10 protein-coding genes are annotated in these 12,640 nt (G+C 39.8%); 6 read left to right on the top strand and 4 right to left on the bottom strand.

The annotated features are described in order from the left end of the window. Positions 1-34: 34 nt before the first annotated feature. The gene (locus NSQ43_RS13600; RefSeq protein ID WP_339251026.1) at positions 35-862 is read right to left on the bottom strand and encodes a Ku protein; all 828 of its coding nucleotides are present in this window, start codon (positions 860-862) and stop codon (positions 35-37) included. A 103-nt stretch (positions 863-965) separates the two neighbouring features. On the opposite strand from NSQ43_RS13600, the gene NSQ43_RS13595 reads away from it, so the two are divergent. Next, positions 966-2,798 (top strand): DNA ligase D, encoded by a 1,833-nt coding sequence (locus NSQ43_RS13595; RefSeq protein WP_339251024.1) that lies wholly within the window; start codon positions 966-968, stop codon positions 2,796-2,798. An 85-nt stretch (positions 2,799-2,883) separates the two neighbouring features. On the opposite strand, the gene NSQ43_RS13590 is transcribed toward NSQ43_RS13595, so the two are convergent. Together NSQ43_RS13590 and rpsD are read right to left on the bottom strand one after the other, a co-directional pair. After that, complete coding sequence (locus NSQ43_RS13590) at positions 2,884-3,426, bottom strand: lysozyme inhibitor LprI family protein (RefSeq protein WP_339251022.1); 543 nt, start codon at positions 3,424-3,426, stop codon at positions 2,884-2,886. Between the two features lie 126 nt (positions 3,427-3,552). After that, positions 3,553-4,155 (bottom strand): 30S ribosomal protein S4, encoded by a 603-nt coding sequence (gene rpsD, locus NSQ43_RS13585; protein WP_339251020.1) that lies wholly within the window; start codon positions 4,153-4,155, stop codon positions 3,553-3,555. 331 nt (positions 4,156-4,486) lie between these two features. Between rpsD and NSQ43_RS13580 the strand changes: the two genes are divergently transcribed. Together NSQ43_RS13580 and megL are read left to right on the top strand one after the other, a co-directional pair. After that, positions 4,487-6,337: a sensor domain-containing diguanylate cyclase gene (locus NSQ43_RS13580; protein ID WP_339251018.1), complete on the top strand. Its 1,851-nt coding sequence runs from the start codon at positions 4,487-4,489 to the stop codon at positions 6,335-6,337. Positions 6,338-6,439: 102 nt separating this feature from the next. Then, positions 6,440-7,654, top strand: coding sequence for a methionine gamma-lyase (gene megL, locus NSQ43_RS13575; protein WP_339251017.1), 1,215 nt, complete (start codon positions 6,440-6,442; stop codon positions 7,652-7,654). Between the two features lie 35 nt (positions 7,655-7,689). Here the strand turns inward: megL and NSQ43_RS13570 are convergent, their stop codons facing one another. Beyond that, positions 7,690-8,172: a GAF domain-containing protein gene (locus tag NSQ43_RS13570; protein WP_339251016.1), complete on the bottom strand. Its 483-nt coding sequence runs from the start codon at positions 8,170-8,172 to the stop codon at positions 7,690-7,692. A gap of 245 nt (positions 8,173-8,417) precedes the next feature. On the opposite strand from NSQ43_RS13570, the gene ezrA reads away from it, so the two are divergent. The 3 genes from ezrA to thiI all read left to right on the top strand — a co-directional run bounded on the left by ezrA (position 8,418) and on the right by thiI (position 12,588). Further along, positions 8,418-10,112 carry a septation ring formation regulator EzrA gene (gene ezrA, locus NSQ43_RS13565; protein WP_339251014.1) on the top strand — a complete coding sequence of 565 codons (1,695 nt, stop codon included), beginning with the start codon at positions 8,418-8,420 and terminating at the stop codon, positions 10,110-10,112. A gap of 133 nt (positions 10,113-10,245) precedes the next feature. Further along, positions 10,246-11,376: a cysteine desulfurase family protein gene (locus NSQ43_RS13560; RefSeq protein WP_339251013.1), complete on the top strand. Its 1,131-nt coding sequence runs from the start codon at positions 10,246-10,248 to the stop codon at positions 11,374-11,376. A 3-nt stretch (positions 11,377-11,379) separates the two neighbouring features. Continuing rightward, entirely contained in the window at positions 11,380-12,588 is a 1,209-nt protein-coding gene (gene thiI, locus NSQ43_RS13555; protein ID WP_339251012.1) for a tRNA uracil 4-sulfurtransferase ThiI, read from the top strand. Positions 12,589-12,640: the final 52 nt, after the last annotated feature.

The following is a 12,640-nucleotide window of genomic DNA, read 5'->3' as shown; positions in this document are numbered from 1 at the left end:
CGAAGCGGTGATAATCACCACTCCGCCCATATGTCTATGCATTCTTCTTCGCAGTCGTCCGTTTCCTTGTTGCAGGTTTCTTCTTCTTAGTTTTATCAAGAGACGCTTGCAATGCCGCCATTAAATCGGTTGTGTTCGAAGGGGAAATTGGTTGCTTTTCCTGAGCGGCCACCGTAACATTGCCCGACTTTTTCTCTTCGATTAAATCCATCAAAGCCGTCCTATATTCATCGGTATACTTCGTAGGGTCAAAAACTGTCGTCAACTGGTCGACCAATAAAAGTGCAGTATCCAGTTCTTTTTGCACGACTGTTTCCTCGCTCGGAATATTCCCGACATCCTCTACATTCCTAACTTCATCCGGAAAGTGGATTGTATTCATCAATAATGCTTCTTCATAAACCCTCACTACAGCCAATTGCTCTTTCGAACGGATTATGATTTTGGCTACCCCGATTTTACCGGAGTCCTTCAAAGCCTTGCGCAATAATGCATAGGCTTTTCCGCCGTTCGCATCTGGTGCCATGAAATAGCTTTTTTCAAAATAAATGGGATCAATTTCCTCCAACTTCACAAAATCAATAATTTCCACTGCTTTGTCTTCATTTTCCTTCTTCAACTTTTCAAGCTCTTCATCATCTAAGACAACGAATTTATTTTTTGTATACTCATATGCCCTTACGATATCATCATTTTGAACTTCTTTATCACAAACAGGACATACTTTTTGATAACTGATCGGTGAATTGCACTCCTTGTGAAGCTGGCGCAATTTAATATCATTATTTTCCGTAGCTGCATGAAGTTTGATCGGGATATTGACTAAACCGAAACTGATGCTGCCTTTCCATACTGTGTGCATGAAGTTTCACCTGCTTTTATTTTTAGTATGAGAGCATCTTTCATTCCTATGTATACGAATTGAAATTGGTCTAACACTAAGAAAAACAGTGGAGAGCGATTTAATGAAACCGATGTTAATGTTCGATGCAAATGAAATACCTGTTGGTAAGGAATGGGTATATGAAACGAAATATGACGGTTTTCGAGCACTTCTTCAGTGGAATAAGGAAGGAATCCAGCTCTTCAGTAGAAATGAAAACTTGTTAAATGACATGTTTCCGGAAATTATTGAGGCGTGCCGAAAACTTGAACATGTAATCAAACCTTATCTGCCAATTGTTTTTGACGGTGAATTGGTCTGTTTGCAAAACGATTTCAGAAGTGAATTCTCCATTGTGCAGACAAGGGGAAGGATGCGGAAGAAAGAAGTGATTGCACAACATTCGATAGCATTCCCATGCCAATATATCGTCTTCGACCTTATCACTTTCAAAGGTAAGGATCTGACCAAATCCATCTTTGAAAAGAGAAAGGCGGAACTGAATAAGTGTTTCGATAAATTGGGGCTGCCGTGCCGGGTTCAGTATCGGCACGAAAGCCTAATTCAATTGATAGAAATATTCACTGATGAAAAGGAATTGTGGAATCACATCCGGATCAGCAATGGGGAAGGGATTATTGCCAAGCAAAAGAATAGCATCTGGAGCAATGAAAAACGAACGAATCAATGGTTGAAAGTGAAAAACTGGCGGTTAGTCACAATTATTATCACGAAATATGAACAGGTGAATGGATTCTTTACGGGTGCCGTTTATAACAAAGGCGAGATCGTTGAGGTGGTGACGTTCAAGCATGGTATGACGGATGAGGAATTGAAGACGCTGAGCGAATTATTCCTATTAAATGGGAAAAGCATTGAAAATTCCGTTTATGAAATTGCACCCTCCATATGTGCGAACATAAATTGCATCAGTTTTGACGGGAAGCATTTGCGCGAGCCAAGGTTCCACTCTTTTGCATTTGAAATGAACCCTGAAGAATGTGAGTGGCGGCGGATGTTAAGGCAGTTGAATCCGATTCCGGAGAACGTTCAAGTCACGCACCCCGACAAGCCTGTTTGGCCGAAAGTTGGAGTTGAGAAGGACGACTACTTGCTTTATTTGCAAATGGCTGCACCATTCATGCTTCCATTTCTTGAAAAGCGACATCTCACACTTATTCGTTTTCCTCACGGTGTTCCCGGTGAAAAGTTCTATCAGAAAAGCGTTCCAGATTATGCTCCCGAATTTGTGAAAACGTCAAGGGATGATGATATTGATTATATTCTATGTAATGACATCTTGACATTACTCTGGTTAGGGAATCAGCTGGCACTTGAATTCCATATTCCCTTTCAAACGATCGATACAAAAATGCCGACAGAAATCGTCTTCGATTTGGACCCGCCATCCGTCGATGAGTTTTCGCTTTCAATCGAGGCGGCAGTTCGTTTAAAGGCGATATTTGATCAATTCAAATTGAATTCCTTCATTAAAACATCTGGCGGCAAAGGGTTGCAATTATACATTCCACTTCCATACAACACATTCACTTTTGATGATACCCGCATCTTCACAAAATTCGTCTCCGACTTCTTATGCGACCAAGAACCGCAATGGTTTACGACAGAGCGTCTGAAGAAGAACAGGGGAAACAAACTTTACCTGGACTACGTACAACATCATGAAGGAAAAACAATCGTAGCGCCTTATTCACCAAGGGGCACCGAAATAGGGACAATCGCTACACCGTTGAAGTGGGAAGAGGTAGGAAATTCATTAAGACCTGAACAATTTACAATACAGACCATTACGGAACGGATGAAAACAATTGGCGATCCATTTAAGGAATTCAGGAAAGTGGGGGAGGAGCAGCAGTTTTCAGTGGTGATTGAGCAGTTGAAGGAACTGTTATAAGTAAGTAAAAACCCCGAAATTGCAAATGCACTTTCGGGGTTCTGTTTCACTGAAAGCGAAAAAGGGAATTCCCCCAATCACATTTTTAGTCTGTCATATATTCATTAACCAATTCATAACATCTATTTTTTGTTGATTCGTATAAGGATATATAATAGGCAACATATTCAAAAGTTCCGCCCTCATATTTCTTTCTTTCCTCTTCCGCTGCGTTCTCTTTCTGTTTTATCCACTGAATTTGTTTGGTTTTTAATTCATTCATTGTCTTTGTCGGCAGCGATTTTTTTAACAAAGCATAAATCTCATTTAATGCTTCGTCATATCTTTCATAGGAAACTCCATAATAGCTTTTCATGGCGTTTGTTACACCTTTATCCGAATCCTGCTTTTCTGGTAAGGCATCAAGTTCCTTTTGGATGTTGTCCAATCTATCAAGAAGCTCTGTTTTTGTCGAATGATCTTCTTGGACTTCATCTTCTTTTGTTTGAGATGCAGTTGCAGTTAGCGTGTTATTGTCGGAAAGGGCTTTAATTGATTGAGGTGAATCATCTGAAATGCTACAAGCCGACATGGCGAATAATAAAAGGACCATTATGCTTGTTACACCAAGTGCAGTTCTTTTCTTCATATCAACACCTCCAATCTATTTCCAAATTATAATGTAATGATAATTTTAACACAACAAAATAGACAAAAAGAAAAAACCCTTGAAACGTTGATATAACAACATTTCAAGGGTTTGATAAGCATAATATTAACGAGAGTAGAACTCAACGATAAGAGCTTCGTTAATTTCAGCTGCAAGTTCGCTACGCTCAGGTAGACGTACGAATGAACCAACTTTAGTGTCAGCATTGAATGTAACGTACTCAGGAACATAGTTGTTCACTTCAAGAGCTTCGTTTACTGCTGTAAGGTTTTGAGATTTTTCACGAAGAGAGATCTCTTGTCCAGGTTTTACGCTGTAAGATGGGATGTCAACGCGTTTGCCGTCAACCAAGATGTGACCGTGGTTAACAAGTTGGCGTGCTGCACGACGAGTACGTGCAAGACCCATGCGGTATACTAGGTTGTCAAGGCGAGTTTCAAGAAGGATCATGAAGTTTTCACCGTGTTTACCTTGCATTTTACCAGCTTTGTTGAAGATCGTTTTGAACTGGCGTTCGTTTACGCCGTACATGAAACGAAGTTTTTGTTTTTCTTGTAATTGCAATCCGTATTCGGAAAGTTTTTTACGTTGTGTAGGACCGTGTTGTCCTGGTGCGTAAGGGCGTTTTTCGATTTCTTTTCCTGTACCGCTCAACGAAACGCCAAGACGACGGGAAAGTTTCCAAGATGGACCTGTATAACGAGCCATGAGAGACTCCTCCTCTAATTTGGTTTTATTTTGTTGTAAAATAAGAACCAGATGTATCCAATCCTTGTGCCATTCTATTATCTTGCATCCTCGCCTCAGCAGCCTCAAGGTTACACGATGCACCTTTGTTAAAGGAATAGACTGGACAGCATGAATCATACAACTGCTGCAACTATTTTACACAAGTTCCATCTTAACAATTATAAGAATGACAGTCAAGTTATTTTCCTTCGTTAATGTTAGTAAAACCAATAGTAAACACTGGTTAATAAGTATTCGTTGAATTACAATAGATGTATAGATATCGGTGGACTGTAGATGAGGGGATAGTATGTATAATCATGAACTTACGCTTATTGAAATGAAATGTGATGTTTTCGATTTATTTTCAAGTAAAGTTGATGAACTATCAATGGAAGAAATGCTTCATGAATGCAAAAAAATGTTCATGAGTCATTTTGAAATTAAGAATGCGGATATACTTTTATATGATAATAATCGATTTATCCCATTGATAGAAGGGGAAGTTTTGGATGAGGAGAGCAAATCCACGAGTGGAATTCGTTCATCAAAGGATCAGCCTATTGTTAATATTATGCTATTGGCCCATACGGGTGACATAAATGAGGATTCACTTATTATTCGTGATAATCGGCTTAATCCGCTTGCTGCACTAATCTTTACAGCTACTGACAAATGGCATGCTTTTGCTGAATCACCTTATTTGAAGGATATAAAGAAGGTACTTGGCACTTTTGTCGGTCAAGTTGTGAAAGTTCATCAGCTTTCTGCCAATGAGTCAATGTATAGACGTTTGTTTGAAGTGACGGAGCATTTTAATTCGACAATGGACAGCGATGTGATCATCGAGGAAATGATGAGAACGGTGCTCAAGTCGTTTTCCGGATATGAAGTGCAACTCTTGCTCTCTCAGGGGTATAAGGATGAGACAAAGGGTTATCGGTTATTCGATTATATGAATGAACGTGCTTCCGCTGTGGACGCATTTTTATCAGGTGATTTAACGATCGAGAAAAACGCTGAAGATCTTAATGGCACCTTGATGAATGCTCCAATTGGGGGAAGACAAGGGACTTATGGGGTTTTGCAAATCGTGGCATTCAAAGGAACCAACTTTACATCTACTCAAAAAAACTTTGTAAAATTGATAACGAATGTTGCGGGTAGTGCTCTTGAAAACGCAAACTTATACGAGCAATCCTCCCGTCTTGTGAGTGATTTGCAATTGGTCGATGAAACGTCAAGGGAATTGAATAGCAATTTAGACATCGAGTGTATGTATGGCTATCTGAATGAGCAGTTCATGAAATCCTTTAGTCCAGACGAAATTGCCTTCGTTACTCTAAAGGGCGAAGCAGCCGATTCAATTGAATTCGCTTCACATACCCCGCTTTTTGAAAAAGAGAAAGGCAAGAAGATGGTGGAATCCATCTTTGACCGTTTAAAAGAAGGGGAAGATTCAATTTTTGATGTAAATAGTAAAAGTGCTGATGGAATTTCTGATTTTACTTCACTTGTAGCGCTTCCCATCACAAATAATGAGAATATGATCGGGTTTGTTATCCTTTTACATAAGGATGATTCCTTCTCATTCGATAATTTCAAGCTTCTGCGTTCACTCATTGGTCATTCCTCATTGGCGATTTCGAATGTCATGCTCCGTGACCAATTGCAAGATCTTGTTAATAAGGATAATCTGACTAAGTTATATACAAGAACGTATTTCGATCAATATGTAGCTACAAGAATCGAAAATGAAGAATCGGGCATATTTTTCTTGATGGATATAGATGACTTCAAGTTGGTGAATGATACATTCGGCCACTATATTGGCGATATTGTCTTACAGCAAATTGCATCTTTTATCATTTCAAAAGTGGATGGGATAGGTTTTGCAAGCAGATGGGGTGGAGAGGAAATCGCAATTTTCCTACCTGATGCAACGTTCGACAATGGCGTTGAATTTGCCGAATCACTCGTTAAGGAAATACCGGCTATAACAGAACCAAGTGTGACAGTGTCTATCGGTATGGGCGATTGGCAAGCGAATGAAGGTGCCTCCTTCAACGAATTGTTTCAGTCAATCGATAAAGCTTTATATCATGCAAAAGGAAATGGGAAAAACCAATTCATCATCCATGGAGTGGCTTCGGCAAATTGACTTTGCTGAAGTTACTCCTTTTCTCTTTTTCTTTCATGTTAAAAAGTGTAGAATTGAATAAGGGAATGTAAGTGCTTACATTACAGGGAAGGCGGGAATGGAATGAAAAAGAACACGCTTCATAAAGATACACTTGTGATCCATGAAGGCTATGAAGATACAAAGCATCATGGGAGTCTAGCAGTTCCGCTGTATCAAACATCGACATTTTCTTTTGATCATGCGGAGCAAGGGGAAAAACGTTTTTCTGGGGAAGAGGCAGGCAATATTTACTCAAGACTTGGGAATCCGACGGTTCGTGTATTGGAAGAAAGAATGACTGCACTTGAGGATGGGGCAGGTGCGCTTGCATTCGGTTCCGGAATGGCTGCAGTAAGTTCCATTCTTGTCCACTTGACAAAGGCCGGGGATCATATCCTTTGTTCAAGAGGAATATACGGCTGTACGTTTGGCTTATTAAGAATCATGAAAGAAAAATACAATATTACACATAGTTTGATCAGCATGACAACCGAAGAGGAGATAGAACAAGCGATTACACCTGAAACGGTATGTATTTACGTTGAAACACCTATTAATCCGACAATGGAATTGGTAGACTTGCATTTAATCGTAAAGGTTGCCAAGAAACATGGTCTTCGTGTTGTTGTTGACAATACATTCACTTCGCCATATTTGCAAAATCCGATTACGATTGGAGCCGATTTCGTTCTCCATAGTGCTACGAAGTATATTAATGGCCATGGTGATGTGATTGCTGGATTGCTTGTCGGAAAAGATGCTGACGAAATGGAGAAACTTCGATTTACCGTTCAAAAGGACTACGGAGCAATTATGTCCCCATTCGATGCATGGTTATTGATCCGCGGGTTGAAAACATTGCCAGTCCGAATGGAAAGACATACGGCCAACGCCGAAAAGCTCTTAGACTATTTGAAAGGGCAACGTTTAGTGGAATACATTTTTTATCCGTTTGACAAAGGGAATCCACAATATGAAATTGCCGAACGTCAAATGAAGGCAGGCGGTGGTTTGATTTCCTTTACAGTGAAAGGCGGAAAAAAGGATGCCCAGTTGTTCATGGATAGCCTTTCATTGATAAAAATCGCTGTTAGCCTTGGTGATGCTGAGACACTTATTCAACATCCTGCCACAATGACACATTCGTCCGTACCTGAAGAAGAGCGCGTCAAAATGGGGATATCGGATTCTTTACTCCGATTATCGGTAGGACTTGAACATCCGGAAGATCTGATTGCCGATCTTGAATCTGCGTTTACTATTTTGGAAAAACACAATTCAACGCATGCAAAATAAAACATGGCCCGAAGCTTTTTTCGGGCCATGTTTTTTCAAATATGTTTAACTAAAACTTTTACAAGCTCTTCTAAACCTTCACGGTCATCATCGTTGAAACGGTCTAACTCAGGGCTGTCGATATCAAGTACTCCAAGCAAGTTGCCATCCTTTATGAGCGGAACGACAATCTCCGAACGAGATGCGGAATCACAAGCGATATGGCCAGGGAACTGGTCGACATCCGGAACTATAATCGTTTCTCGGTTCAATGCTGATGTTCCGCATACTCCTTTTCCAAGAGGGATTCTAATACAAGCAGGCAGTCCTTGGAATGGTCCAAGTACAAGTTCATCTTCACCGTCTAATAAATAGAAGCCTACCCAATTGATACGGTCAAAGAACTGATTCAACAAAGCAGATGCATTACTTAAATTTGCAAAGCGGTTTGGCTCACCAGAAAGCAAAGCATCAAGCTGGCTTGCCAACTCGCTGTATCTTTCTTTCGGATTTGTAGAATATGAAATAGCAGTAAACAAAGAAAGCACCCCCAAAAAATATTACTTCAAGTATACGTTTCTTTCATGCATTCTACAAATTCCGCGTATTTTGACGGAAAAACACCTTTTTCCCCATAATTCGTTCGTTTTCGATACGAAAACACTTTAAACATGTTACTATATAAGATAATATTATTTTATAGTGGTAGAAATATGCCGGTATTGAAATATTAAATTTAGGTTATTTAACTTTATATAAGTGACTTCGGAATAGGGGGATCACAATGGTGAAATACTTCATCATTCCAATAATAGTTTTACTTGTACTTATGAGTATCGCCTTTTTGTTTAGGCGTAAGCATATACGGGAAATTGGCAGGCTTGAACATGAAAAAATGCAAATCCAGAACAAACCGATTTTTGAAGAAATGATGAAAGTTAAACAATTGAATATGACTGGTGAAACAGAGGAGAAGTTTGAACGGTGGCGTAGTGAATGGACAGAAGTCATCGACGTACATATGCCTAAAATTGATACCTTACTTTTTGACGCGGAAGATATGGTTGATCGGTTCCGTTTTAAAAAGGCAACTATCTTTGAAAAAGAGATCCAGGAAAAAATCAGGCAATGTGATAAGAAGAAAAATGAAATTTTGGATGAGTTGAATGAATTGATTGGCAGCGAAGAGAAAAACCGTATTGAAATCGAGAAACTTCGTGAACAATATCGCTCAGCACGTAAGACGATTTTAGCCCATCAACACGCCTTCGGGATGACAGTTGGACCATTGGAAAAGGAACTTGAGGGATTCAATCCGAAATTTCAAGAGTACGACGAGTTAACTGCGAATGGAAATTATTTACTGGCGCGTGAAATTGTGTTAACACTTACTGCAAAAGGAGAGCAACTTTCCATCCTCCTGCATGATATACCATCTTTGCTTGTTGAACTTCAAAGTAAAATACCGGGGGCTATTAGGGAATTACGGAACGGGATAAGAGAAATGGAAGGTCAATCGTATTCACTGAACCATCTTGAGCTGACAAAGCAATTGACTGAAATTGAAGAAGGCATTGAAATGCAGTTAGCCAAGATGGCTGATTTGGAAATTGACTCAGTTAGACAGCAAGTAACGGAAATGCATGACCGGATTGACTCGTTCTATGATGCGCTTGAAAATGAAGTGAACGCTAGACATTACGTTGAATTATATTTTACTGATGTCGAAGAAAGTCTTGCTTCCATCACCCAATTGACAAAGGAAACTTCTGATGAAGCAACGTTCGTTCAGCAAAGTTATCGTTTGGATGAAAAGGAAGCGAAAATTCCACAGTTAAGTTTGAAAAAACTTGAAACTTTACAGAAGCGCTATGAGACATTAACCATTTTGTTGCAGGATGAAGAATCCGCCTATTCATCATTGCAAACGGAGCTAAAAGAGATCTCGGATGAACTTGAAGGAATCGAAGAAGAACGGGAAAGGCTCGCTAACCGTATGAAAAACCTTCGAATTGACGAAAATAACGTTAGAAACAAGTTGAATAATCTCTCCAAGGAACTGCAAAATGTAGATCGGAAATTGCATCGCGGGAACATTCCTGGGATTCCGGATGAGATGGATGCTCGTCTTGAAGAAGCGGAAGAGCAATTGTATTTAGTTAGCCAAAGCTTACAGGAAGTTCCTCTGAATATGGCAGTCGTTAACAGCTATTTGGCAAATGCGACGATTGTCGTTGAGGAAGTAAAGGGTAGAGTAGAGGAGCTTTTGGAAAATGTAATGCTCATCGAGCGAATTATCCAGTATGGAAATAGGTACCGTGCTTCAAATCCTGAGATGCATGAGCGTTTGTTGATGGCGGAAGAATCATTTAGGCAATTCCGTTATGCGAAGGCGTTAGAGGAAGCGGCGACTGCGGTTGAGGAAGTTGAGCCGGGTTCGATGAAGCGTATAGAAGAGATGTTGAAAGAGCATGTGTAAGTAAAAAGCCACCGGCATTAGTGACGGTGGCTTTGTCACGTAAATGTGTAATTGAAAAAGTTGATTTCCGCTTCAATCAACGGTATAGGACTTCCTAATACATGTAATATTTTTTTATAGAAAGGGTAGTTATATGATTTATTTTGATAATAGTGCAACGACGCAACCGGATGAAAGTGTGCTTGAATCTTTTATAGCAGCGAATATGCGTTTTTATGCAAATCCTGCATCTCTTCATCGAATGGGAAGGGAAGCGGAGATTTTGTTAAACCGTTCAAAAGAACAAATGCTAACACTTGTCGACAACGAAGATGGAGAAGTTGTCATCACATCCGGAGGAACAGAAGCGAATAACTTGGCAATCATTGGGCTTGCTCACGCGTATCAGTCAAGGGGCAATCATATTATAACGACTGAGATCGAACATCCTTCGATAATGAATGCTTGTCGTCAATTGGAAAATGAAGGGTTCGAGGTCGATTATCTTTCGGTTGACGAGTCTGGCTTGATTTCCTTGAAAGAATTGGAAAGTAAGTTGAAAAAAGAAACAATCCTCGTCAGCATCATGCATGTAAACAATGAAATTGGAACGATTCAACCGATTTCCCAATGTGCCAAGTTGATAAAAAACAAGGGGCGTGCCATTTTCCATTCAGATTGTGTACAAAGTTTTGGAAAACTCTTAGTGAGTATGGAAGCATTGGGCGTTGACGCGATTACAATTTCTGCCCATAAAATCCATGGCCTAAAAGGTTCTGGCGCATTATTTTTGAAAAGAGCCATTAAACCAAACGCTATAAATTTCGGTGGCGGGCAAGAAAATGGTTTAAGAAGTGGGACGGTATCTGTTCCAAATGCTGTTTCCATGGCAAAAGCAATGAGGATTAGCGCAGTGGATAATGAAAGTAAAGATTTCAGAGAGTGGAGAAATAAGATTATTGAAGTCTGTGATGAATTTGAACTTATTGAAGTCCTTTCACCACAAAATGCTGCGCCTCATATTTTATCGTTAGCGTTCAAGTCCATAAAAGGAGAAGTCGCTATCAATTATTTTCAAGAGCAAGGCATTATCATTTCTACATCAAGTGCCTGCTCCTCGAAAAATAAAAATGCAAGTCATGTCATTGAAGCAATCGATTTGGATAAAAACTTTAAAAACGGTGTCATCCGTGTAAGTTTCGGCAACACTAACAATGAAGAAGAAATAGAGACATTCATAAAGGTTTTACGACAATTCGTGGAATTGATTGAGAGGGGAATTTAATAAATGGAATGGAATGAAGTTTTAATACGGTACGGTGAATTGTCCTTGAAAGGGCGAAACCGTAATGTATTTGTACGTAAATTGAAAAATAATATACATGCTGCAATGCGCGACCTGCGCTCAATCCGTATTAAAGCCGAACGGGATCGAATGTTTTTAATCGCGGATGATCAAGAAGACATGAAAAAAGCGATGGATAGATTACCCGCTATTTTTGGTATCCAATCTTTTAGTCCCGTTGCTAAATGCGAAGCGGAAATTGAAACCATCAAGGCGAAAGCATTGGAAGTAATCGGTTCAGATGAAACGGCCGGACGTACATTTAAAGTGGAGATCAAACGCGCTGACAAAGACTTTCCATTAGTAACAGGAGAACTTCAACAAGAAATTGGAGGACATGTATTACGCCATTTCCCGGAACTTGTCGTGCAAATGAAAAAGCCGGATATCATTTTATTGGTCGACATCCGAAAAGAAGGAGCGTTCCTCACTTCAAAAGTTTATAAAGGTGCTGGTGGAATGCCGGTCGGTTCAAATGGACATTCATTATTAATGTTGTCAGGTGGAATTGATAGTCCTGTTGCGGGTTTTCAACTTATGAAGCGTGGTGTATCGCTTGACGCAATCCACTTTGCAAGCCCACCTTATACAAGTGAATTGGCAAAAAGAAAGGTTATGGATTTAACTGAACAGTTAAGCACATTCGGTGCATCTGTCCGCCTTCATATAATCCCATTTACGGAGCTGCAACAAGCAGTCGTTCAACAAGTACCTGATAATTTATCTATGACGACTACAAGAAGAATGATGCTTCAAATTGCGGATAAGGTACGGGAAGAGATCGGTGCATTGGCAATTGTCACAGGGGAGAGCCTTGGTCAGGTTGCCAGTCAAACGCTTGAAAGTTTGACAGCTATTAATGAAGTAACGACGACCCCGATCCTAAGACCGCTTATCGCGATGGACAAGCTTGAAATCATCGAGGTTTCTCAAAAGATTGGAACGTACGATATTTCAATTAGACCGTATGAGGATTGCTGTACAATCTTCACACCTTCTAATCCGAAAACAAAACCAAAACTTGAAAAGGTGCATCATTACGAAAGCTTTTTTGATTTTCAGCCTTTGATCGATGAAGCGGTTAAAAACAGAACGATCATTGAAGCCGATTCACAGGAAAAGAAGCAAGATGACTTTGAAGACCTTCTGTGAATGGATTAAATTACCATAAAAAACTCTTGCATGAAAATCTGTATCCGGTCCA

Source organism: Sporosarcina sp. FSL W8-0480, from assembly GCF_037963765.1.
Classification (GTDB): domain Bacteria; phylum Bacillota; class Bacilli; order Bacillales_A; family Planococcaceae; genus Sporosarcina.
The sequence above is the reverse complement of the archived record's forward strand: the minus strand, read 5'-3'. Positions and strand labels throughout refer to the sequence as shown.

What these genes read in the sequence shown, in the direction of transcription:
- megL (WP_339251017.1), top strand. Translation starts at nt 6,440, where the DNA reads ATGAAAAAGAACACGCTTCATAAAGATACACTTGTGATCCATGAAGGC.
- NSQ43_RS13595 (WP_339251024.1), top strand. Translation starts at nt 966, where the DNA reads ATGAAACCGATGTTAATGTTCGATGCAAATGAAATACCTGTTGGTAAG.
- NSQ43_RS13590 (WP_339251022.1), bottom strand. Translation starts at nt 3,426, where the DNA reads ATGAAGAAAAGAACTGCACTTGGTGTAACAAGCATAATGGTCCTTTTA.
- NSQ43_RS13560 (WP_339251013.1), top strand. Translation starts at nt 10,246, where the DNA reads ATGATTTATTTTGATAATAGTGCAACGACGCAACCGGATGAAAGTGTG.
- thiI (WP_339251012.1), top strand. Translation starts at nt 11,380, where the DNA reads ATGGAATGGAATGAAGTTTTAATACGGTACGGTGAATTGTCCTTGAAA.
- NSQ43_RS13600 (WP_339251026.1), bottom strand. Translation starts at nt 862, where the DNA reads ATGCACACAGTATGGAAAGGCAGCATCAGTTTCGGTTTAGTCAATATC.
- NSQ43_RS13580 (WP_339251018.1), top strand. Translation starts at nt 4,487, where the DNA reads ATGTATAATCATGAACTTACGCTTATTGAAATGAAATGTGATGTTTTC.
- ezrA (WP_339251014.1), top strand. Translation starts at nt 8,418, where the DNA reads ATGGTGAAATACTTCATCATTCCAATAATAGTTTTACTTGTACTTATG.
- rpsD (WP_339251020.1), bottom strand. Translation starts at nt 4,155, where the DNA reads ATGGCTCGTTATACAGGTCCATCTTGGAAACTTTCCCGTCGTCTTGGC.